This is a genomic window from Burkholderia sp. AU28863, assembly GCF_002223195.1.
In the GTDB taxonomy this organism is placed as follows: domain Bacteria; phylum Pseudomonadota; class Gammaproteobacteria; order Burkholderiales; family Burkholderiaceae; genus Burkholderia; species Burkholderia sola.
Map to the genome: position 1 here is coordinate 557,386 of NZ_NKFE01000005.1, position 23,754 is coordinate 581,139.

The following is a 23,754-nucleotide window of genomic DNA, read 5'->3' on the forward strand; positions in this document are numbered from 1 at the left end:
CAACGAACGGCACGAACAACAACGGTCGACAGCGGTGCGGGTCATGCACCGCCGTTTTCTGTCGCATGCGGGCGGATGGCACGGACGCGACAGGGCCTTTCGCCCGATCCGGAAAGCGGTTTTTCTCCGGGGGCGAAATACGGAAAACGCGGTAACGGGAAGGCTGCGCCGCAGGGCGGGGCAGTCGCGCCGGAGTCGGCGCGGGCGGGATTGCTAGAGCAACAGCTTCGTTGTCCTGCTCATTTGATTCGGTCCTTCGGCCCGCTGCCGGATGGCAGCCGTCCAGTGAAATGCATCGGGATACTGCACGCGCCGGCGGACGAACGAATCATTCGGCGACGCGTACTTCGGTGCAGCGGAAGCGAAAAACGTAGAGCGGAATCGATTGCGTGGCGGGCAATCCGTCGGATTGCTTGCATCGGACGGTATCAAGAACGAAAGCGCGGTGTCAAACTTTTTCTGATTATATGAAACAAAATTAAATCGAATAAGATGCAATGATTTTGAAAGATCGGCGGCATTTTGTAATGTTCGAAACCGGTAAAGCAGGTAATGCCGAAAGCGACTCGCCGATCCTTTCCGATGCGTGTTGAAACGGCCGTTCGTTATCGAGGAAATGTTCGAATCGCCGGCGCCTGTCGTTCGGCTGCCTGAAGATCTTCGACGAACCGGAACAGTGCGTCGACATGCTGAAGCAGCGCGTTGTGAGAGGCAGCGTCCGCATCGGTGGCGAGCACCTTGATGGCGTCGAGCCGGGTTTCGAGTTCAGCGAGCTGGGTGTGCGAGACGCGACTGCTGGCGGCGACGATCCGGCCGGCGGTATCCGCCGTCGCGTCGAGCATCGCGAGCATGCGGCGGATCAACGTGACGAGTTCGAACGCGGCGGCCAGCTGGCAGGCGAACAGCGCCGTCGCGAGCACCAGGTAAGTGGACGCACTGCGGAGCATCGCGCCGGTCGCGTCATGCGGCAACGCGGCCGGCGCATGCAGTGCGTAGATGAAGAAGGCGGCGATGCAGGCGAGCAGCACGGCGATGATCGCGACGAGGCCGATCGTTCGCCCGAGTTTGCCGGCCGGGCCGTGCCGCCAGCATCACCGCACGCCTCGCAGCCGGTAGCCGACGCCGCGCATCACTTCCGGCATGCCCGGTGCGCCGGCCTGTTCGAGTTTCTTGCGCAGCCTGCAGATGTGGCTGTCGACCGTGCGCTCCAGCGCGCTCACGTCGGCCATGCACGCATCGAGCAACTCGCCGCGCGTAAACACGCGGCTCGGCGATCTCGCCATGTGCGCGAGCAGCCGGAACTCCGTCAGCGTCAGCGTGATCGGCACCTCGGCGCCCGCCGTGCGGACGCGGGCCAGATAGCTGTCGGTGTCGATCTCCAGGTCGCCGACGCGCAGCACGCGCAAGCTCGGCGGCGCGGTGGACCGGCGCAGGATCGCGCGCAACCGCGCGACGACCTCGGCCGGGTTGAACGGCTTGACGATGTAGTCGTCCGCGCCGGCGTGCAGCGCCTGCAGCCGGTCGAGGTCGCGGTCGAACGCGGTGACGACGACGACGGGCGTGTTGTCGCGCCGTCGCAGTTCGGCGAGCACGTCCCAGCCGTTTTTATGCGGCATCTTCACGTCGAGCAGGATCAGGTCGGGCTTCAGGTGCGGCTGCATGTCGAGCACCGCTCGGCCGTCGACGACGCGGTAGGTGCGAAAGCCGTCGCGCTTCAGGTACGCATCGAGGATGTCCGAGATGTCGGGCTCGTCTTCTGCAATCAGTATCAGGGAATTCGTCATGGAGTGTGCCGTGCGATGTCGAACCATCGGGGCGGCCCGTTGCCGGGCGCGGGGCGCGCCGTTCCGCCACGCTGCCGCGGAGGACGAAACGGCGCCGTTCGTTCAGTTCTGCGCCACGCGCGTCGACGGTGCGACGTCCTGGTCCGTCAGGCCGCCGCCGAGCGCCTTGTACAGCGCAACGGCGTTGCCGAGCTCGCTGCGGCGCAGGTCGAGCAACGCCTGCCGTGCCGCATAGAGCTGCCGCTGCGAATCGAGCAACTCCAGCCGCCCCTCGACCCCCGCGCGATAGCGCAGGTTCGACAGGTCGGTGCGGCGTTCGGCCGAGCCGACCACGCGCGTCTGCGCGTCGATCTGGCGGCCGAAGGTTTCGCGTCCGGCGATGCCGTCGGCCACTTCGCGGAACGCGGCCTGAATTGCGCGTTCGTATTCGGCGACCGCTCCGGACTTGCGCACTTCCGCGAGACGCAGCTCGGCGCGCAGCCGCCCGCCCTGGAAGATCGGCACCGTGACCTGCGGCGCGAAGCTCCACACGCGCTGGCCGCCGTCGAACAGGCTGCCCATCGCGGGGCTGAGGAAGCCGATCGACGACGTCAGCGACAGGCGGGGAAAGAACGCGGCGCGCGCGGCGCCGATGTCCGCATTCGCGGCGACGAGATTTTGTTCGGCCTGCTGGATATCCGGGCGACGGAACAGCAGTTCGGACGGCAGGCCGGCCGGCAGTTGCGTCATCACCGGTTGCTGCTGCAGCGGCAGGGGCTCGGGCAGATCCTTCGGCAGCTCGGCGCCAACCAGCAGGCGCAGCGCGTTGCGCGCCCGCTCGACGGCGCGCGTGCGTGCTTCGAGATCGGCCGTCGCGCTCGCGACCTGGCCTTCGGCCTGCGCGATGTCGACGCCGCTCGCCTGATGCGCTTCCTTCAGGCGGCGCGCGAGATCGAGCGACTGCCGCCAATCGGCGAGCGTGCGCTCGGCCAACTGGCGTTGCTCGTGCGCGAGGCGTTCCGCGAAGTACGCGTCCGCCACGCCGCCGACGAGCGAGATCTGCACCGCGCGGCGGCCGTGATCGGTCGCGAGGTAGCGCGCGAACGCGGCATCCGACTGCGACTTCACGCGGCCGAACAGGTCGATCTCGAACGCGCTGATGCCGACGTTCACGCCGTACTGGTTCTGCGTCGTGCCGAACAACGGCGGATTCGATTGCGTGTCGTCCGACGTACGCTGGCGCGTGAAGTCCGCGCCGGCGCCGATCGCAGGCAGACGCGCGGCGCGCTGGATGCCGTACTGCGCTTCGGCGGCCTCGACGTTCAGCGCCGCCACGCGCAGGTCGCGGTTGTTGTCGAGCGCGAGCTCGATCAGGCGCTGCAGGCGGCGGTCGCCGAACATCGTGCGCCAGCCGAGGTCGGCGGCGTTCGCGTCGCGGTCGGCGGCAGCGGCGGCGGTGTAGGCCGTCGGCACCGGCATCGAGGGTTTGACCAGCGTCGGTGCCAGCGAGCACGCCGACAGCGCGAGGACGAAGGGAAGAATAAGCGATCGCATGGCATCAACCTTCCTGTCCGTGAGTCGGGGCGGCCGGCTGCTTGCGGGAAGCCCGCCATGCGCCGATGCGCTCCTGGATGCTCGTCACGAACACAAAGAAAACAGGGACGAAGAAAATGGCCAGGACCGTCGCGGTCACCATGCCGCCGAACACGCCGGTGCCGATCGCGTGCTGCGTCTCGGCGCTGGCGCCGGTCGCGATCATCAGCGGTACGACGCCGAGGCCGAACGCGAGCGAGGTCATCAGGATCGGGCGCAGGCGCAGCTTCGACGCCTGCACGGCGGCCTCGATCAACCCGTTGCCTTCCTCGCGCAACTGTTTCGCGAACTCGACGATCAGGATCGCGTTTTTCGCGGACAGGCCGATCACCGTGATCATCCCGACCTTGAAGAACACGTCGTTCGGCAAGCCGCGCAGCAGCACCGCGCCGATCGCGCCGATCAGGCCGAGCGGCACCACCAGCATCACCGACAGCGGAATCGACCAGCTTTCGTACAGCGCGGCGAGCACCAGGAACACGACGATCATCGACAGCGCCATCAGCATCGGCGCCTGCGACGCCGACTGGCGTTCCTGCAGCGACTGGCCGGTCCACTCGACCGCGAAGCCCGGCGGCAGTTGCGCGGCGAGCCGTTCCATCTCGGCCATCGCCGCGCCGCTCGACTGGCCGGGGGCCGCGGTGCCCGAGATCCGCGCGGACGGATAGCCCTTGAAGCGCACCATCTGCAGCGGCGTGTCGGCCCACACCGGGCGCACCACTTCGGACAGCGGCACCATGCCGCCAGCCGCGTTGCGCACGTACAGCTTCATCACGTTGTCGATCTGCATGCGCGCCGGCGCGTCGGCCTGGATGATCACCTGCTGCATGCGGCCGGCGTTCGGGAAGTCGTTCACGTAGGTCGAGCCCATCGCGGTCGACAGCGTGTCGCTGAGCGTCGTGAACGACACGCCGAGCGCCTGCGCCTTCGCGCGGTCGATCTCGAGGCGAATGCTCGTGCCGGCCGGCAAGCTGTCCGGGTACACGCCGGTCACGACCTTGCTTTGCGCGGCGAGTTCGAGCAGCTTGACTTCCGCTGCCTTGAGCGCGGCCGTGCCCCGGTTCGCGCGGTCTTCCAGGCGCATCGAGAAGCCCGAGCTGTTGCCGAGTTCGTCGATCGCGGGCGGCAGCAGGCTCATCACCGTGCCTTCGGTCACGCCGGCCATCGCCTGCTGCGCGAGCATGCCTTCCTCGAGCGTCGACGCGCCGCCGCGGTTCTTCCAGTCCTTCATCACGGACCAGTTGATCGCCGCGTTCGGACCCTGGCCCGAGAAGCCGTAGCCGATCACGGAAATGCTCGACTGGATTGCCGGACGCGAAGCAAGATGCTTCTCCAGCGTGTTGACCACGTCATGCGTGCGCTCGGCGGTAGCGTCCGCGGGCAGCAGAAAGCTGGTGATGAAGTAGCCCTGGTCCTCGTCCGGCAGGAATGACGACGGCAGGCTGCGGAAACCGAACACCAGCGCGCCCGCGATCGCGACGAACACGAGCATCACGCGGCCGGTGCGGCCGACCAGGCGGCCGACGCGCGTCTCGTACCAGGTCGTCAGGCGATCGAAGCGGCGGTTGAACCAGCCGAAGAAGCCGCGCTTCTCGTGATGGCCCGGTGCGAGCGGCTTGAGCATCGTCGCGCACAGGGCCGGCGTGAGCGTCAGCGCCAGCAGCGCGGAGAACAGGATCGACACGGCCATCGACAGCGTGAACTGCTTGTAGATCACGCCGACCGAGCCGCTCGCCATCGCCATCGGCAGGAACACCGCGGTCAGCACCAGCGTGATGCCGATGATCGCGCCGGTGATTTCCTTCATCGCCTTCGACGTCGCGTCCTTCGGCGACAACCCTGCCTCGGCCATCAGACGCTCGACGTTCTCGACGACGACGATCGCATCGTCGACGATGATGCCGATCGCGAGCACCATGCCGAACATCGTCAGCACGTTGATCGAGAAGCCGGTCAGCAGCATCACCGCAAAGGTGCCGAGCATCGCGACCGGCGCGACGATGGCCGGGATCAGCGTATAGCGCACGTTCTGCAGGAACAGGTACATCACGAGGAACACGAGCACCATCGCCTCGAACAGCGTGGCCAGCACCTTCTCGATCGAGATCTTCACGAACGGCGACGTGTCGAGCGGGATCGAATAGCTCATGCCCGACGGCATCGACTTGCTCAGTTCGGCCATGCGCGTGCGGATCGCGTCCGCGGTCTTCACCGCATTGGCGCCCGGTGCGAGCTGCACGCCGGCGAGGGTGGCCGGCTTGCTGTTCTCGCGGCTCACGAACATGTAGTTCTGCGAGCCGAGTTCGACGCGCGCGACGTCGCCGAGCACGACCTTCGAGCCGTCCACGTTCGCGCGCAGCACGACCTTCGCGAATTCCTCCGGCGTCGTGAGCTGGCCCTGCGCGGTCAGCGGCACGGTCACGCGCTGGCCCGGCAGCGCGGGCAGCGCGCCGAGGCTGCCCGGCGCGATCTGCACGTTCTGCTGGCCGATCGCGGTCGTCAGGTCGTTCATCGACAGGCCGAAGTTGATCAGCTTCTGCGGATCGACCCAGATGCGCATCGCGCGCTCGGAGCCGAATTGCAGCACACGCCCGACGCCGTCGATGCGCCGCAACTCTTCGGACACGCTGCGCGCCATGTAGTCGGCGAGCGCGCCTTCGTCGAAGCGGCCGTTGTCGGAGCGCAGGCCGATCAGCATCAGGAAGCCGGACGACGCGGATTCGACGATCAGCCCGTTCTGGCGCACCGCGGCAGGCAGGCGCGGCTCGATCGACTTGATCTTGTTCTGCACGTCGACCTGCGCCATCTCCGGATGGGTGCCGGGCTTGAACGTGACGGTGATCTGCGCGCCGCCGGACGTGTCGGCCGACGATTCGAAGTACAGCAGGTTCTTGACGCCGGACAGTTCGCGCTCGATGAGGCTCAGCACGCCGTCGTTCATCGTCTGGGGCGTGGCGCCGGGATAGGTTGCGGTGATCGTGACGGACGGCGGCGCGACCGACGGATAGCGCGCGACCGGCAGTTGCGGGATCGCGATCAGCCCCGTCAGGATGATGAAGAGCGCGATCACCCACGCAAACACCGGGCGTCGGATAAAGAATTCAGCCATGGCTGGAGGCTCCTCGTGACTCAGTGCGCGGACGCGGTGGCGGCCGCGTCAGGCGACTTCCAGTCGGTCGCGGCGGCTGGCGCGCCGTCGGTCAGGCGTTCCATGCCTTCGACGACGATCTTCTGGCCGGCCTGCAGGCCCGACTTGATGCGGTAGCTGCGATTCGCGAGCTCGCCGACTTCGACGGCCTTCAGGTGCGCGGTGCCCTTTGCGTCGAGCACCCACACCTGCGGCTTGCCGCCGGCGCGCACGATCGCCTGTTGCGGCACCATCACCGCGTTCGCGTAGTGCGCGCGCGGAATCCGGGCACGCACGTACATGCCCGGCAGCAACTGGCGCTTCGGGTTGTCGACCAGCACGCGCAGCAACACGTCGCCGGTGCCCGGATCGACGTTGACGCCCGAGAACAGCATGCGGCCCTTCACGTCGTAGCGCGTGTCGTCGTCGCGCAGCACGTCGACCGGCAGGCTGTTGCTGTCCGACGCTTGCGGCTGCGACGCGAGCGCGCCGCGCAGCGCTTCGAGCGACGCGGCCGGCTGGCGCACGTCCACGTACACCTGGTCGATCTGCTGGATGCGCGCCATCGGCTGGCTGTCGCTGCTCGATACCAGCGCGCCTTCCGTCACGAGCGCCTGGTCGATGCGGCCGGCGATCGGCGCTTCCACGGTCGCGAACTTCAGGTCCAGCTGGCGGCGCGCGAGCGTCGCGCGAGCCTGTGCGACGTCGGCCGCGGCCTGGTCGCGCTGCGACACGGCGTCGTCGTATACCTGGCGGCTGATCGCATCGGCCTCGACGAGCGGCTTGAAGCGTGCGGTCTGCACCTTCGCGCGCTCGAGTGCGGCCTGCGCCCGCTGCAGCGACGCGGCGGCCGTGTCCATCTCGGCCTTGAACGGCGCCGGATTGATCTGGAACAGCGGCTGGCCAACGCGCACTTCGGTGCCTTGTTCGAACAGCCGGCGCTGCACGATGCCGCTCACCTGCGGCCGGATCTCGGCCACCCGCACGGCCGCGACGCGGCCCGGCAGGTCTTCGGCCACGTCGACGCGCGTGGCGGCCACGGTCATGGCCGCGACCGGGGTGGCCGGTGCGGCGGCCTGCTGCCCGGACCGCCCGCAACCGGCCAGCATGGCCGCCATCAGCGCGCATACGGCGCCGTGGCAGCATCGTTTCTGATTGTTCATAGCAACTCCAGGAAGCGCAGGCAGCCCACTGCCTGCTTTGACGGAGCGGAGTTTGCTTGGATTAGTTGGCGGCTTTCATGCGGAAAGATGGAGATTCGATGGAGGCGGCGAAAGGAGGGGGAGCCGCAGCGGAATGCTCGGAGGAAGGGGCGCGGCGCGGTGTCACGCGCGGTGTTTCGGCTCGATGCGCGCGTGGGCCCGCGCCGGTGTTTGAAGATCGAGCCGGCAGGGTCGCTGGGCGAACTGCCCGACGAGGCGGCGCGTCTGCGCTGGCTGGCCATGACGGGGCCACTTGGCGCACAACGGGCGCGACGCGGCGCCGGCATCGCGCGATGGCGACGCGGATCGGGTCAGCGAATGGGGCGCGCCATTTGACGCGTAGCCGCGCTACTGTTTTGCGCCGGCATCCCGCAGTGCGTCCGCGGCATACGTATTGTCGTGCGTCAGCGCGAGCTGAAGCAGCGACTGGCCGCGCCGGTCGACGTGGTTCGGATTCGCGCCATGCGCGACGAGCAGCGGAATCAGCTCGAAGCGGTTGAACAGCGTCGCGAACCCCAGCGCGGTTTCGCCGGCGCCGTTCGTCTGGTCGATCGGGCAGCGCGTGTCGATCAGGCGCCGCGCGATGTCGGGTTCGTTCCTGAACAGCGCGCCCATCAGCGCGGTGTTGCCGTGACGATCGCCGACGCACGCATCGGCGCCGGCCGACAACAGGTACTCGAGCGCCGCGGGCTGGCCGTCGTACGACGCGAGGATCACGGCCGTATAGCCGTGGCTGTCGGTCGCGTCGACCGGATAGCCGGCGTCGTGCAACGCGCGAAGGATATCGACGCGGCCGACGCGCGCGGCGTCGAACCAGTCGTCGTCATAGCGGCGCAGCGCGGCAGGGTCGGCCTTGCCGTACGCCGGCCGGTCGGGCAGGTGCGCGCAGCCGGCGAGTGCGGTCAGCGCGAGCGCCGCCGCGGCCGCGCGAATCGCGTGGGTGAAGCGTTCGGATCGCATGGGGGAAGTCCAGATGAAAGGATCGGGCCGACGTGCGCGGCGGGAGCGCACACGTCGGCGGCGACCGGTGTCGCGATATCAGTTGTCGTTCAGCTTCGCCGCGAGCGACTGCACTTGCTGGACGTTCGCGTGAACGGCCTGGGCGAGGCGCGTGCCGTAGTCCGCGTCGGCCTTGTAGAAGTACGACAGCATCGCGTACTGGTTCTGCGCGTTCTTCACCTGGCCGAGGTCGCCGGAGAGCGCGGTGACGAGGTCGTCCTTGTCCTGCGGCGACAGGCTGCGGTAGTACTCGCCCGCCTGACGGAACGGCAGCTTCTTGCGGATCGCCTCCTGCTGCGTCGTGCCGCTGAGCGCCATGCGGACCGACTTGTACTGAGGATCCTGCGCGAGTTCGTTCAGCGTCGACGGCTCGTAATTCACCTCACCCTTGCGGCTGCCGGCATTCATCGCGCCGTCCTGGTTGTTGTTGACGACCGGCACGACCGGGCGGTTGATCGGCAGATCCATGTAGTTCGCGCCGAGCCGGTACAGCTGCGTGTCGGCGTATGCGAACAGGCGATCCTGCAGCATCCGGTCTTCGGACGGCTCGATCCCCGGCACGAGCCGGGACGGCGCGAACGCCGATTCCTCGGTCGACTGGAAGTAGTTGTCGGGCACGCGGTTGAGCGTCATCGTGCCGATCTTGCGTTCAGGTACGCCGGTCCACACCTTCGTGTCGTCGAGCGCGTCGAAGTCGAAACGGTTCAGGTCCTTCGGCGTGAGCACCTGCACGTACAGGTCCCACTTCGGGAAATCGCCCTGTTTCAGTGCGCCGTACAGGTCGTTCGTCATCAGGTTCCAGTCGCGGCCGATCGATGCGGCGATTTCTTGCGGGCGCAGGCCGTGCACGCCTTGCTGGCTCTTCCAGTGGAACTTCACGTAGTGCACGTCGCCTTGCGCATTGACGAACTTGAACGCATGCACCGCGAAGCCGTCCATGTGGCGATACGAATCGGGCATGCCTTCGTCCGTGTACAGTCGCGTCAGCATGTGGGTCGCTTCGGGCGTGTGCGCGAAGAAGTCGAACGCGAGGTTCGGGTCCTGCACGCCGGTCACGGCGCTCGGTTTGTTCGCGTGCACGAAGTCGGGAAACTTGATGCCGTCGCGAATGAAGAACACCGGCCAATTGATGCCGACCATGTCCCAGTTGCCCTGCTGCGTATAGAACTTCACCGCGAAGCCGCGCGGGTCGCGCGCCTGCTCCGGCGAGCCGCGATAGCCCATCACGGTGGAGAAGCGCACGAACACCGGCGTGCGGGTGCCCGGCGTGAAGACTTTCGCTTTCGTCAGGTCGGAGATGTCGGCGCTCGGCACGAACTCGCCGAAGGCGCCGGTGCCGCGCGCATGCACGACGCGTTCCGGAATGCGTTCGCGATCGAAGCGCTGCAGTTTCTCGATGAGCGCGGAGTCCTGCAGCAGCACCGGGCCGGCGGGGCCGGCCGTCTGCGAATTCTGGTTGTCGCCGACCGGCGCGCCGGTGTCGCGCGTGAGTTCGGCGGCGTACGGAGAGGCGGAGAGCGCGACGCAGATCGCGGCGACTGCGTGCCGCAGCACGCGAGGGGAAGATGAGGACATGACGATGGAACTCCTTGAATCCGATCGGTGGTGGGGAAGCCGACTGAATTAGAAGAGATCGTCAGACGATTGGCTAATTGATATTCGATATGTTTTCGATAGCCGCGGGGCGATGCGGCGCGAGCCCGTTCGTTGCGCAGGAAACGAAGCGTATTGTTGCGCGCGCAATGAGTTGTTGCCGGATTGTTTCGGCGAGCATGATGCAACGGTCGTGCATGATTTGCGGCCGCGCCGTCAACCGGCGCTTGCCTGCCATCCGAGCCCGAGGCTCTTCTGCACCGACACATAGTCCTTGATCAGTTCGGCTTGCCCGGCGATCACGTTCTGCTGCGCGGACAGCGCTTCGCGTTGCGTATCGAGCAGGTCGATCATCGACGCGACGCCCGCACGATAGCGCTGGTCCATCAGCGTGCGCGAATGCACGGCCGACGTCTGCACTTTCGTCAATGCGACGACATGCTCGCGCTGATGCCCGTAACGCTGCAGTGCGGTATTGGCGTCCTGCAACGCGCCGAGCACGGCCTTCTGATAATTCGCTTCCGCTTCGTCGCGCGACGCTTCGGCTGCGCGCACCGCGCCGCGCGTGCGTCCGAAATCGAGAATGTTCCATTGCAGGTATGGCGCGCCTACCCAGGTGAAATTCTGCTTGCGGAACAGGTGGCCGGGGTCGGTCGCGCTGAAGCCGAGATCGCCGAGCAACGTCACCTTCGGGAAATAATCGGCGACATGCTCGCCGATCTGCGCATTGCTCGACGCAAGCCGGCGTTCGGCCGCGCGGATGTCGGGGCGCTGTTTCAGCAGCGTGGCCGGATCGCCGATCGCGACGCTGCCGGGCAGCGTCGGCAATGCCGCGTCCGGGGTCGACAGCGCGGCGTCGAGCGCGCCCGGCGCGCGGCCCGTCAGGATCGCGAGCCGGTCGAGCGATTCGGTCACCTGGGCATCGAGCGGGATCAACGACGCGCGCGTGTTTTCGACCTGGGTCGTCAGCCGCTCGATGTCCGCATCGGCCGCGACGCCGCGCGCGCGGCGCTGCTGCGTGAGTTCGAGCATCTGCTGCTGCAATTGCGCGGTGCGTCGCGACAACGCGAGCCGTTGCTGCTGGTCGCGCAGGTCGACATACGCATTCGCGACTTCGGCCGCGATCGACACCTGCGTATCGGCGAGATCGGCGTCGACCGCTTCGGCCTGCGCGGAAGCGGCTTCGACCGCGCGGCGCGTGCCGCCGAACAGGTCGATTTCCCACGTCGCGTCGAAGCCCGCGGAATAGAGTTGCAGCGGGCCCGAGCCGCCGAGCGACGGCGACGTGCCGCCCGACTGGCCCGAGCCGTTCGACGGCAGCAGCGAGCCGAGCGCGCCGACGTCCGGTTCGCGCATGCGGATGGCCGCGGCGGTGGCCGACGATTTCGGCATCTGCGCGGCGCGCTGTTGCGAGAGCTGCGCGCGTGCCGCGCGCAAGCGCGCCTGCGCGGCGTGCAGATCGGGGTTGTATACAAGCGCGGCAACGATCAGCGCGTCGAGCTGGCGATCGTTCAACGCGTGCCACCAGGCGCTCGGCGCCGGCGCGGCGGTGTCGACGCCGGTGGCCGGCGCACGCACGAAGGTCGGCGCATCCGGCGCGGCGGGCGCGCCGCGATAGTCGGGGCCGACCGTGCAGCCGGCGAGCAGGCACGCGGCCGCGCACAGCGTGAGCGCGGGGCGGCGGGGCAGGGGGAAGGATTTCATCGCGTATGACGGGTCAATGGCCGGACGACATCGGTTGCGGGCCGCGCGGCGGCGTTCTCAGCAGCAGCGCGAGCGGCACGCAGGCGAGCAGCGCGAGGCCGAGCAGATAGAAGGTTTCGGAGTAGGTCATGACGACGGCCTGGATCTGGATCTGCCGCGCGAGCTGGCCGAGCGCGCGCATGTTCGAATACGCGAGATCGCCGGTGTGCGCGAACCAGTTGGCCGCATAGGCCGACAGTCGATCCTGGCCGATCAGCGAGTTCGCGGTCACCGATTCGCGCAGCGCGGCCGTATGGAAGGTCGTGCGCCGGTCGATCACGGTGCCGATGATCGCAAGCCCGATCGAGCCGCCGAGATTGCGCGCCATGTTGTAGAGCCCGGCCGCATCGCCCGAGTCTTCGCGCGCGACGGCCGCCATCGACGCCTGGTTGAGCGGCATCATCGCGAGCATCTGCGCGAGGCCGCGAATCAGTTGCGACCACACGAAATCGTGACCCACGCTCTGCGCGGTCAGGCTGATGTCGAGCATGCAACTCAGGCAGAACAGCAGCAGCCCCGTGATCACGAGGATGCGGAAATCGACCTTGCCGAGCAGGCGCGGCAGGATCGGCATCACGAGAAAGGCCGGCAGCCCCGACAGCAGCATGATCGCGCCGGCCTGTTCCGCGTTGTAGCCGGCGACGATCGCGAGGAACTGCGGCAGCAGGTAGGACACGCCGTACAGCCCGGCGCCGACCGCGGACACGATCACGATCACGCTCGCGTAGCGCGGGTTGCGCATCAGCGACAGCCGCATGATCGGCCGCTTGGCGAAGCGCTGCGACAGCGCGATCAGGACCATCCCGATGAACGACACGACGCTCAGCGTGACGATCATCTGCGATTCGAACCAGCGTTCGCGCTGGCCCTCCTCGAGCACGACGGTCAGCGAGCTCAGGCCGATCGCGAGGCCGAGGATGCCGAGCCAGTCCGCGTTGAAGAACGCACTCCATTGCGGGCGGTCCGACGGCAGGCCGAACACGAGCAGCGCCATCAGCAGCAGGCACACGGGCAGGTTCAGGAAGAAGCACCAGCTCCAGTTCACGTTTTCCGCGAGCCAGCCGCCGAGCACCGGGCCGAACAGCGGCCCGAGCAGCACGATCAGGCCGAACAGCGTCATCCCGACCGGCAACTGCGACAGCGGCAGGCGCGTGCGGATGATCGTCTGCGCGGTCGGGATCAGCGCGCCGCCGGTGAAGCCCTGGCCGATCCGGCCGGCGATCATCATCGGCAGCGAATGCGACCAGCCGCACATCATCGAGAACGCGATGAACAGCGCGGAGTTCGTCAGCAGGAAATTGCGTAGCCCGAACACGCGTGTGAGCCAGGCCGCAAGCGGGATCATCACGATTTCCGACATCAGGTAGCCGGTCGAGATCCACGTGCCTTCGGTGCCGGTCGCGCCGATTTCGCCCTGGATCTGCGGCAGCGCGGAATTCGTGATCGAGATGTCGAGCGTCGCCATCAGTGCGCCGAGCGCGCCGGCCGCGACCGCGATCCAGTCAGTCACGCTCGCGCGGCCTTCGTGCGGTGGCATGGGGATCGTGGCGGGCGTATCAGCCATGATGCTGCTCGTCGCGCGCCGAGCGCGTATCGACGTCGACCGTCACCGACAGCCCGGGCAACAGCATGCGTTGCGCGCGGGCGTTCGCGGCCAGGCGAATGCGCACCGGCACGCGCTGGACGATCTTCGTGAAGTTGCCGGTCGCGTTCTCGGGCGGCAGCAGCGCGAACTGCGCGCCGGTGCCGGGCGCGAAGCTGTCGACGACGCCGGACAGCGGGCCGTCCGGCAGCGCGTCGACATGCAGCTCGACGGGTTGGCCGATGCGCATGTTGCCGATCTGCGTTTCCTTGAAATTCGCGACGAGATAGATCGAATCGACCGGCACGACGGTCAGCAGGCGCGTGCCGGGCTGCACGTATTGCCCGACGCGCACCGTGCGATCGCCGACGCGGCCCGCGAGCGTGCTGCGCACGATCGTGTTGTCGAGGTCGAGCTGCGCCTGCGCGGCGCTGGCCTGCGCGGCCTCGAGCTGCGCGCGCGCCTGCTGGAGTTGCGCGGTGAACGACGCGATCTGCGTGCGGGCGGCGGCGATCGACGCGTTGTTCGCGGCGAGCGTCGCCGCCGCCTGGTCGCGCGTGCTCTTCAGGTCGGCCACGCGTTCGTGCGTTTCGGCGCCGGTCGCCGCGAGCGGCGCATAGCGCGCGTACTCGTCGCTCGCGTGCTGGGCGTTGATGCGCGATACCTTCGCCTGCGCGTCGGCTTGTTCGAGATTCGCGCGCTGCTGGCTGATGTCGGCTTCGGCGCGCGCGATATCGGCGCGACGGGCGTCGACGGTCGCCTGCGCTTGCGCGAGCGCCACCTGGTACTGGCGGACATCGAGCCGAACGAGCGGATCGCCGGCCTTGACGGGCTGGTTGTCGCGCACGTAGACGTCGGTCACGTAGCCGGCGACCTTCGGCGCGGCGGTCATGCTGTCCGCCTGCAGATACGCATCGTTGGTGCTTTCGATGAAGCGGCCGACCGTCCACCAGCGGCCGAGCCACACCGCGCCGCCGACGGCCGCGAGCACGGCGACCGCGAGCAGGATGCGCCGCCTCGTTCCGCCGTTGCGCGGCATTGTTCCGTTTTCCTGACGATCTGCTTTCTGTGGCGGGTCTTGTGGCGTCGACATGCGGGATCCAATTTATTCCAAGTGGAAGAATTATTCCAGTTGATAAAATTGTGTCAAGTAGAATGTCGACCGAGCGAATGACGAGGAAGCCATGAACGAAGCGAAGAAGCTGCGCCGCACGTCGGCGGGCGGCTACGCGCGCGGCGACGAAACGCGCCAGCGGATCATCGAGGCGGCGATCGAACTGTTCGGCGAACGCGGGTTCGCGGGCGCGTCGACGCGCGAGATCGCCGCGATGGCGGGCGTGAACGCGCCGGCGCTCCAGTACTACTTCGAGAACAAGGAAGGCGTGTACCGCGCGTGCGTCGAGACGATCGCCGAGCACGGCTGGCAGGTGTTCGCGCCGGCGGTCGGCCATGCGCGGGCGATGCTTGACGCCCATGCGAGCGTGGATGCGCTGATCGATGCGTTCATCGGGCTGCTGCGGGCGCTGTCGGACCGGATGTTCACTGCGCCGAAGACGATGAACCAGCGGATGTTCTTCGCGCGCGAGCAGGGCGGCCAGGAACCGGCGAGCGCGAGCGAAATCCTGATGAAGCGCATGCGCAAGCCGCTGAACGACGTGAGCGCCGAGTTGATTGGCCGCATTTCCGGGCGGCCGGCCGACGACCCCGTCACGCGGTTGCGCGCGCTGAGCCTGTTCGGGCAGATCACGGTGTTCCACATCGCGCAGCGTTCGGCGCTGCAGTTGCTCGAATGGGACGCGTTCGAGGGCGAACGCGCGGCGCTGGTGACCGATACGATTGCGGACCAGACGCGCGTGCTGCTCGAACAATGGCATGCGCAGCGCGATGCGGGTGCCGCCGGTCCGGAAACCGCTGCGAAGCGCGGGCAAGGTGCCGCGACGAAACGACGTGCGGCGAAGCCGGGGGCCGCACCGCCCGCCGCGAAAAGCACGGCGCGCGTGAAGAAGCCCGCCGCGCGTTGAGCGCCGCCGGTCACCGGCCCCGGGCGATCGCGATCAACCCGGCTTGCGCTCCGCTGCGTCGGGCGACGGCGGCCGGGCTGCCATCTCGGCGGTATTCCGCGGGTCGGGGCGCGGGCCGTCTTCATCGTTGTCGACCGGCCGCGATCCGTCCGCATAGGCGACGACGCTGCGCTGCGGATTGGCGATCCGGATCCCGCGTTCGCGGAACGTCTCCGCGATCCGCCGGTTGAATTCCCGCTGCACGCTCCAGCGCGCCGAATCCGTGCACTGGATCTGTCCGGCCAGTGCGAGCGCCGCGCCGTCGACCTGATCGATGCCCCAGTAGCTGAAGTCCGACAGGATGCCGTCGTGGTACTTCGGATCGTCGCGCAACGCGGCGCCGATTTCCTTCAGCGTCGCGATCGCGCGCTCGATGTCCTCGCCATACGCGATGCTGACCTTGACGGCCGCATTGCCGAGCCCGCGATTCGTGTTGTTGACGGTCGTCACCGAGCTGAACGGGATCGTGTACAGCGACCCGTCGCCCGCTCGCAGCCGAACGGTGCGGATCGACAGGTATTCGACCGTCCCCGACACGCCGGCGAGCGTGACCCAGTCGCCGACCTGCATCGCGTTTTCCATCAGCAGGAAGATCCCGGTGATGAAGTCCTGCACGAGCTTCTGCGAGCCGAAACCGAGCGCGACGCCGAAGATGCTGGCGCCGGCCAGCAGCGGGCCGACGTTCACGCCGAGTTCGCTGAGGCCCGTCAGCACGACGACGAGCGCGATCATCACGAACAGCAGCGAGCGCAGCATCGGCAGCAGCGTGCGCAGCCGCGCGGCGCGCACCAGGTTGCCTTCGCGCGTCCAGCGTTGCAGCCGGCGCTCGATCGCGATGTTGGCTGCTTCCCACACGACGAGCGCGACGATCGCCGCGATCGCGATCGTCACCAGCGCGGACGCGAGCCGATGGCCGATCGTGCCCGTCCCGAATGCGCGGAAGATCGGCACGCCCCAGATCTGCAGCAGCAGCACGACGGTCACGACGCCGATCGCGCCAGACACGATCTGGCGCAGCAGCGGGTAGTAGCGGTACGCGTGCAGATGAACGAGCGTGCGGTCGTCCTCGCGGCGCTGGAACAGCCGCGCGAGCGCGCCGAACACGACGATCGACACCATCCGCATCGCGATCATCACGGCGATCGAGCGGCCGCCGAGCGCGATCAGCACGCGGTAGCCGTTGTGGACGTCGAGCGCCCACACGAACCACAGCGCCATCACGATGAAGACCGACACGGGCGCCCACGCGTCCGCGAGCGCGTTGCCGACGACGGTGAAGGTCGGACGATCCGCGCCGGCGGCACGGATGCGTGCCGCGACCGGTCGGCGGCACTGCAGGATCAACACCGAGATCATCACGTGCCCGACGAGCGCGACGGCCTTCAGCAGCGCGACATGGCCGGCTTCGGTCAGGCCGAAGTTCGCGGCGATCTCGACGGCCGCCGTGCATGCGCCGACCACGATCACGATCCGCGCGATCGAGCGTTGCGCGAACGCGGCCCATGCGTCGCTGATATGCAGCAGCCGCAGCTGCCGCGCGTCGGGCTGGAAGAACAGCCGGCTGACGATCGTGACGAGCCGGCAGATCACGTAGGTGTCGATCAACGCTTCGAGCGCGGACTCGATCGGCGTGTCGGCTTCGACGAGCAACGACATCGTCAGGCTCGCAACGCCGACGAACACGAGCAGCGGCACCGCGCGCAGCGCGAGACTGACGAGTGCGCGCGGCATCCGGTGCAGCAGCGTGGTGTGCCGGCGTGCGTGGCCTTGGCTTTGCGAGGGCGACGGGGCCGTGTCCGCGGCTGCGGCGTCGGGCGGAGGGGAAGCATCGGGCGGCGGCGCGTGGTCCCCGTCCGATGCGGCGGAGTCGGGCACGGCGCGGCGCGCGGCCACCGCGGCCAGTGCGCGTCGCAGCAGCCGCTTCGCGAGCCATTCGACGACGAGCGCAGGCAGCAGCACCGCGAAGAGGATGCCGAGCGTGCGAGTCAGATTCGCACGCTCGTCGGCGCGCACGAGCGTGTCGTGCCACCAGCTTCCCACCGAACCGATATCGAGCAGCGAGCGCAGCGATTCCTGCAGCGCGTGGCCGATCTGCGCGGCCCAGCGCGATCCCTGGCGGACGAGCATCGATGCAAGCCCGTTCGACGTGAGCGCGGCCGGCGCCGCGGCAGCCGATGCGCCGCTGGCCGCGGGCGCTGCGCTTGCCGGCACGGCGGGCGCGCTCAACGCGCCGACGGCCGCGATCGCGCGCAGCGTCGTTTCGACCTGCGCACGCTCGCGCGGGTTTTCGAGCACATTCAGTGCCTGCCGCGCCTCTTGTGGCGTCAGCGCGGGCGCGGCGCCGGAGGCGGCCGACGCGGCGGCCGGTGCGGGAGCGGCCGCGTGGGCGGCCGAGACGACGGCGGCGAGCAGCCAGCCGAGGAGGATATGTCGCATGGAGTGGGCATGCGGGTGCGTCTCGTCACGCGGCCCGCCAGGCTGAACGATGGACGGAAGTTAACATGATCGCGATCGAAACCGAATAGTTCCGTCGCCGACGATTTGAATCGGGCATGAAGGCGCCGGATACAGGTCGTCGGCCGTCCGACATCGCGGGAACGTCCTGTTTGTCCGGTCGTAAGGCGTCTGTAACACGCGTTTGCCGGTTCCGGTCAGCGATGCGCCGCTGCGTGAGTGTTCGTCCGGCCCCGATCAGTGCTTGAATCGCATCGTATGGATCGGGATTCCTGACGAATCACGCTTGCTCGTCGTGAAAGACCGGCAACACATGTTCGGCGATTTCCTCGATGACGTCGCGCACCGGCCGGTCCGATCCCGGGTTCAGCGTGACATGGTGCGTCCCGGCCGCCTGCATGTCCTGCAGAATGTCGACCAACGCGCGGCGCCCGGTTGCATAACCGAGCGGCAGCGCGGTGGCGGGCGTATCCGGATGCGCGGCGAGATCGAGCCGCATCGCTACGCCGAACGCGCGAAATGCCGGCGATGCGAGCCGGTCGACCGCCGCGCGCCACATCGAATAGCGGGCGCGCTGCGTATCCGGATCGCGGTGATACGTCATCCAGCCGATCGAATGACGGGCGATCCAGTCGACGCTCTGTCCGCCCGAGCCGACCGCCAGCATCGGCACCGCGTCGCCGTCGCGCGGCAGCAGCGTGAATGCGGGCGCATCGGGTGGCGTCTGGTCGGGCAGCACGCGCGACGGCACGCCGAGCGCGGCCGCGACGACGTCCCAGTGCGCGCGATAGCGGTCGCGCCGCGTTTCCGCGTCGACGCCGAACGCCGCATATTCGGGCGGCCGGTCGCCGGAGCCGAGCCCGAGGATGAAGCGCCCGCCCGACAGCGTCGCGACCGACAGCGCGCCTTTCGCGATATGCAGCGGATGACGCAGCGGCAGCACGATCGCGCCGCTGGCGAGCGCGATCCGGCGGGTGCGCGACGCGAGTGCGCCGAGCAGTACCCACGGGTCGAGGTGGCCGACCGGGTCCGGATAATCGGCGCTGTTCAGCGGCACGTCGCGAATCCACAGCGCGCGAAAGCCGAGCGAATCGGCCAGCGCGGCGAGTTCGAGCTGCTCGTTGAAGTCCGCGACGACGTGGCCGCCGCGAAGCAGCGGAAGCGTGAGGCCGATCGACAGCCGCCCGGCCGAGAAGACGCGATGCGCGACGTCGGGATGGGCGGAAGCGGGTGGGGTCATGGTGGATCCTTGGCGGCGAGGCAGCGCAAGCGTGCGGCGCTCCGTGTCCGAATGCTAGCGTGTTTGTTCGATGCGCGAGCGGGACGGCGCAAACTCCGCGCTATCCGCTCCGCAACGCGCGCCCCAGGGCGGAACGCCGCGCATTGCGACGCGCGGTTGTCGCGATCGGTGCCGTGGAACAGCGTGCGGTAGTCGATATCCAGCCCGTGCCTCGTGTCGGACATGCGGCGAGTGCGGGTACCGGTCGGGCGGTGGCGCGCCGCGGGAAAGGGCAAGTCCGTGCGCGTGCGACGCCAATCGTGGGGGGATTGCAAGGCGGCTGCCCGCGCGGCAAGGCCGCGACCGGACGATACCGGCGACGCCGGCGGTGCGTTTCAGTTTCGAAACATTCGCGCTTTCTGACGGGGCGCGATGCCTGCCCGCGGCCCCGGATATGCCCGCGCGGCCTTGCGGCATGAAGCATGGTGCGCTCCTTGCATGGTTGTATGGGCCGTGAGCGCGATCGCAGGTGCAGTCAGCCCGGCAATCGCTTCAGTGGGTCGGATGTATCGAAGACGGGGACAAGAGAATGAAAAAAGACCGAAACGCAACATGCCGTGTTGCAAGCATGAATCGCCGACCTGCCAGGGTATTCGCTTCGCCGTTGATCGCGGCGACGTGAGCGAGCGGCTTTCCGTCCCATCTGAACAATCGGGTTCGTTCTGAACGACGGCGTGCAAGCGTGACGCACGCGTCCGACCAACGCCGGTCGGCCGTCCGGGATGAACCGCGAACGCGGGCGGATGGCCGCGGCCCGGATCCCGAATCGTCATGCCATGGCGCAACGCACACCGTCGCGCGGCGAATGCGCTTGCACGCCGCGCATGACGGCGGCGTGACGAGCGCGACGAACAGGACCGGGTCTGGAAAGCCGATGACGCGCCGATGTGCGCGGCAGTGCGGAACACGTGAAGTCCGGGGGAGCGTCCGTCGATCGCGGTACGACGGGCGTCGCAACATTGTGCTGTCAGTTGATCCACTACCCCGATGGATCAATTGTTGGAGCGCCCGTCGCCGAGCGGCGATGGGCGTCTTTTTGCGTCCTGTTGCGTGCCGCGGCGGCAGCCCGCCCGATCGCACGGCGTTCTGTATCATGTGCTGGCGCGCGTGGCCGCCCGTGCGGGCGCACGGCCTGCCGGCGCGCCCGATCACGTTGCCAACATGAACGACAAAGCCTTGCCCGACCCCTCCCTCGCCGACGTCGATCCGGCCGCGCTCGATGCGCTGCAGACGTTCGTCGAGCGTCATCCGCGCCTGCTCGTGCTGACCGGCGCGGGCATCAGCACCGATTCCGGCATTCCCGGCTACCGCGACCGCAACGGCCAATGGATGCGCTCGCCGCCGATCCAGCTCAACGAATTCCTCGGCTCCGATGCCGCGCGGCGCCGCTACTGGGCACGCAGCATGATCGGCTGGCCCGTGGTTGGCCGCGCGCGGCCGAACGGGTCGCATGTCGCGCTGGCGCGGCTCGGCGGCGCGGGCCGGATCGAGCGTCTCGTCACGCAGAACGTCGACGGCCTGCATCAGCGCGCGGGCAGCGACGACGTGATCGAACTGCACGGCGGCATCAACGGCGTGACCTGCCTCGACTGCGGCGCGCATCATGCGCGGGCGACGATCCAGACCGTGCTCGAAGCCGACAATCCCGAACTGCTGGGCGCGCAGGCCGAGCCGGCCGCGGACGGCGACGCGCATCTCGAATGGGCCGCGCTCGATACGTTCCGCATCCCGGCGTGCCCCGCGTGCGGCGGCCTGCTGAAGCCGGCGGTGGTGTTCTTCGGTGAAAACGTGCCGCGCGAGCGCGTGGCGCTGGCGTCGCAGGCGCTTGAAGCGGCCGACGCGCTGCTCGTCGTCGGCTCGTCGCTGATGGTGTATTCCGGCTACCGCTTCTGCGTGTGGGCGCAGGCGCAGCACAAGCCGATTGCCGCACTCAATCTCGGCCATACGCGCGCCGACCCGATGCTGACGCTGAAGGTCGAGGCGCGCTGTGCATCCGCGCTCGACGCACTCGTGACGCGGCTGGGGCTCGGAAGCAACATCGACAGCGACACGGCGGAGCGTGCATCGTGACCGGCGACGCTTCTTCTCACGATCCGTCCGCGCGGCTGTCGGCGCCGGCGGCCGAACGTAATCGCGGGCCGATCCTCGACGTGCTCCGCCGCGTGCTGCCGGCGACCGGCAGCGTGCTCGAAATCGCGAGCGGCACCGGGCAGCACGTCGTTCACTTCGCGCAGGCGTTGCCGGGCCTGCACTGGCAGCCGAGCGATCCCGACGCGCAGGCGCGGCGTTCGATCGCCGCGTGGGTCGCGCATGCGGGCCTCGCGAACGTCGCGGGGCCGCTGGCGTTCGACGTGCGCGACACGCCGTGGCCGGTCGCGGCGCTCGACGCGATCGTCTGCATCAACATGATCCACATCTCGCCGTGGGCCTGTACGGAAGCGCTGTTCGCAGGCGCGTCGCGCGTGCTGCGGCCGGGCGGCGTGCTGTTCCTGTACGGCCCGTACCGTCGCGAAGGCCGGCATACGGCGCCGTCGAACGAAGCCTTCGACCGGCAGTTGCGCAGCCGCGACCCGTCGTGGGGCGTGCGCGATCTCGAGACCGTCGTCGCGCTCGGGCTCGATTGCGGGCTCGACTGCATCGAGGTCGTCGAGATGCCGGCGAACAACCTGAGCGTCGCGTTCCGGCGCCTGCCGCACGCGGAGCAATGACACGCGAGCGGGCAGCGCCGCCGGGTTTCCACTATCCTTTCGCCTGTGCGCGCGGTCCGGCTCGGGTCGCGCCCCGTTTTTTCCGGAGAATTGACTAATGGGCAAACAAGCAATCGGTGTGATCGGGCTCGCGGTGATGGGCCGCAATCTCGCACTCAATATCGAGAGCCGCGGTTACGCGGTGTCGGTGTTCAACCGCAGTCGCGAGAAAACCGACGAACTGATCGCCGAATTCCCCGGCCGCAATCTGGTGCCGACCTATACGCTCGAGGAATTCGTCGCGTCGCTCGAAACGCCGCGCCGGATCCTGATGATGGTGAAGGCCGGGGAAGCCACCGATGCGACGATCGCATCGCTGAAGCCGCTGCTCGAAAAGGGCGACGTGCTGATCGACGGCGGCAATACGCACTTTACCGACACGATCCGCCGCAACCAGGAACTCGCGCAGTCGGGCCTGCATTTCATCGGCACCGGCGTGTCGGGCGGCGAAGAGGGCGCGCTGCGCGGCCCGTCGATCATGCCGGGCGGCCAGCGCGACGCGTACGATCTCGTCGAGCCGATCCTCAAGCAGATCGCCGCGAAGGCGCCGTCGGACGGCGAGCCGTGCGTCGCGTACATGGGTCCGGACGGAGCGGGCCACTACGTGAAGATGGTCCACAACGGCATCGAATACGGCGACATGCAGCTGATCGCCGAAAGCTACTCGGTGCTGAAGGACGTCGCGGGCCTGACCAACGACGAACTCGGCGCGGTGTACACCGAATGGAACCAGGGCGAGCTCGACAGCTACCTGATCGAGATCACGTCGAAGATCTTCGGCAAGAAGGACGAAGAGACCGGCAAGCACCTCGTCGACGTGATCCTCGATCGCGCCGCGCAGAAGGGCACCGGCAAATGGACGAGCCAGAACGCGCTGGATCTCGGCGTGCCGCTGCCGCTCATCACGGAGTCGGTGTTCGCGCGCGTGCTGTCGTCGCTGAAGACCGAGCGCGTCGCGGCGAGCAAGATCCTGTCGGGCCCGGCCGCCGCGCCGTTCGACGGCGATCGCGCCGCGTTCGTCGAAGCGGTGCGCCGCGCGCTGTACCTGAGCAAGGTGATCTCGTACGCGCAGGGCTTCGCGCAACTGCGCACGGCGTCGGAAGAATACGGCTGGAACCTCGATCTCGGGACGATCGCGAAGATCTTCCGCGCGGGCTGCATCATCCGCGCGCGCTTCCTGCAGAAGATCACCGACGCATACGCGAAGGATCCGGCGCTCGCGAACCTGCTGCTCGACCCGTACTTCAAGGACATCGCCGCGAACTACCAGACCGCGCTGCGCGACGTCGTGGTGGCCGCGGTGAAGGCCGGCGTGCCGGTTCCGGCGTTCGCATCGGCGGTCGCGTACTTCGACAGCTATCGTTCCGAGCGGCTGCCGGCGAATCTTGTGCAGGCGCAGCGCGACTTCTTCGGCGCGCATACGTTCGAGCGCACCGACAAGCCGGGCAGTTTCCACGCGAACTGGTCCTGACCGGCTGGCGAGGACAGCATTGTTGCGAAAATCTATTCTCTGAATAGGGTTTTTCTATCCCGGATGCCAGCATTGTTGGCTCCGGGGAAACAGTGTTTTCGTTCTTTCATGGTTTTCCCTAGGTGCTGCCGGGACTAAACT

At 68.0% G+C, this 23,754-nt stretch carries 16 protein-coding genes; 4 read left to right on the forward strand and 12 right to left on the reverse strand.

Annotated features, from left to right (window positions below; genetic code table 11):
• Positions 1 to 605: 605 nt before the first annotated feature.
• The 10 genes from CFB81_RS19020 to CFB81_RS19070 all read right to left on the reverse strand — a co-directional run bounded on the left by CFB81_RS19020 (position 606) and on the right by CFB81_RS19070 (position 14,695).
• Entirely contained in the window at positions 606 to 1,028 is a 423-nt protein-coding gene (locus CFB81_RS19020; protein WP_256976262.1) for a hypothetical protein, read from the reverse strand.
• 63 nt (positions 1,029 to 1,091) lie between these two features.
• Entirely contained in the window at positions 1,092 to 1,784 is a 693-nt protein-coding gene (locus CFB81_RS19025; protein WP_089436167.1) for a response regulator, read from the reverse strand.
• 102 nt (positions 1,785 to 1,886) lie between these two features.
• Positions 1,887 to 3,317, reverse strand: a complete 1,431-nt coding sequence (locus CFB81_RS19030; RefSeq protein ID WP_089436168.1) for an efflux transporter outer membrane subunit — start codon at positions 3,315 to 3,317, stop codon at positions 1,887 to 1,889.
• A 4-nt stretch (positions 3,318 to 3,321) separates the two neighbouring features.
• Positions 3,322 to 6,465: a multidrug efflux RND transporter permease subunit gene (locus CFB81_RS19035; RefSeq protein ID WP_089436169.1), complete on the reverse strand. Its 3,144-nt coding sequence runs from the start codon at positions 6,463 to 6,465 to the stop codon at positions 3,322 to 3,324.
• 20 nt (positions 6,466 to 6,485) lie between these two features.
• Positions 6,486 to 7,646, reverse strand: coding sequence for an efflux RND transporter periplasmic adaptor subunit (locus tag CFB81_RS19040; RefSeq protein ID WP_089436170.1), 1,161 nt, complete (start codon positions 7,644 to 7,646; stop codon positions 6,486 to 6,488).
• 387 nt (positions 7,647 to 8,033) lie between these two features.
• Positions 8,034 to 8,645 carry an ankyrin repeat domain-containing protein gene (locus tag CFB81_RS19050; protein ID WP_069618497.1) on the reverse strand — a complete coding sequence of 204 codons (612 nt, stop codon included), beginning with the start codon at positions 8,643 to 8,645 and terminating at the stop codon, positions 8,034 to 8,036.
• A 78-nt stretch (positions 8,646 to 8,723) separates the two neighbouring features.
• Complete coding sequence (locus tag CFB81_RS19055; RefSeq protein WP_089436172.1) at positions 8,724 to 10,259, reverse strand: catalase; 1,536 nt, start codon at positions 10,257 to 10,259, stop codon at positions 8,724 to 8,726.
• A 234-nt stretch (positions 10,260 to 10,493) separates the two neighbouring features.
• The gene (locus CFB81_RS19060) at positions 10,494 to 11,981 is read right to left on the reverse strand and encodes an efflux transporter outer membrane subunit (protein WP_089436173.1); all 1,488 of its coding nucleotides are present in this window, start codon (positions 11,979 to 11,981) and stop codon (positions 10,494 to 10,496) included.
• A gap of 13 nt (positions 11,982 to 11,994) precedes the next feature.
• Positions 11,995 to 13,584 carry an MDR family MFS transporter gene (locus tag CFB81_RS19065; RefSeq protein WP_089436174.1) on the reverse strand — a complete coding sequence of 530 codons (1,590 nt, stop codon included), beginning with the start codon at positions 13,582 to 13,584 and terminating at the stop codon, positions 11,995 to 11,997.
• Complete coding sequence (locus tag CFB81_RS19070) at positions 13,577 to 14,695, reverse strand: HlyD family secretion protein (protein WP_089436175.1); 1,119 nt, start codon at positions 14,693 to 14,695, stop codon at positions 13,577 to 13,579. Before CFB81_RS19070 ends, CFB81_RS19065 begins: the two co-directional genes overlap by 8 nt.
• Before the next feature lie 91 nt (positions 14,696 to 14,786).
• Between CFB81_RS19070 and CFB81_RS19075 the strand changes: the two genes are divergently transcribed.
• Complete coding sequence (locus tag CFB81_RS19075; RefSeq protein WP_069618492.1) at positions 14,787 to 15,623, forward strand: CerR family C-terminal domain-containing protein; 837 nt, start codon at positions 14,787 to 14,789, stop codon at positions 15,621 to 15,623.
• Positions 15,624 to 15,656: 33 nt separating this feature from the next.
• Here CFB81_RS19075 and CFB81_RS19080 read toward each other — a convergent pair whose 3' ends face one another.
• Complete coding sequence (locus tag CFB81_RS19080) at positions 15,657 to 18,098, reverse strand: mechanosensitive ion channel family protein (RefSeq protein WP_089436176.1); 2,442 nt, start codon at positions 18,096 to 18,098, stop codon at positions 15,657 to 15,659.
• 298 nt (positions 18,099 to 18,396) lie between these two features.
• Positions 18,397 to 19,356, reverse strand: coding sequence for an LLM class oxidoreductase (locus CFB81_RS19085; RefSeq protein WP_089436177.1), 960 nt, complete (start codon positions 19,354 to 19,356; stop codon positions 18,397 to 18,399).
• Between the two features lie 1,200 nt (positions 19,357 to 20,556).
• Here CFB81_RS19085 and CFB81_RS19095 point away from each other — a divergent pair.
• From CFB81_RS19095 to gndA, 3 genes are all read left to right on the forward strand, one after another.
• A complete protein-coding gene (locus CFB81_RS19095; RefSeq protein WP_069618489.1) occupies positions 20,557 to 21,465 on the forward strand; it encodes an NAD-dependent protein deacetylase in 909 nt (302 codons plus the stop codon).
• Positions 21,462 to 22,103 carry a DUF938 domain-containing protein gene (locus tag CFB81_RS19100; RefSeq protein ID WP_089436178.1) on the forward strand — a complete coding sequence of 214 codons (642 nt, stop codon included), beginning with the start codon at positions 21,462 to 21,464 and terminating at the stop codon, positions 22,101 to 22,103. Before CFB81_RS19095 ends, CFB81_RS19100 begins: the two co-directional genes overlap by 4 nt.
• Before the next feature lie 97 nt (positions 22,104 to 22,200).
• Positions 22,201 to 23,613, forward strand: coding sequence for an NADP-dependent phosphogluconate dehydrogenase (gene gndA, locus CFB81_RS19105; RefSeq protein WP_006479382.1), 1,413 nt, complete (start codon positions 22,201 to 22,203; stop codon positions 23,611 to 23,613).
• Positions 23,614 to 23,754: the final 141 nt, after the last annotated feature.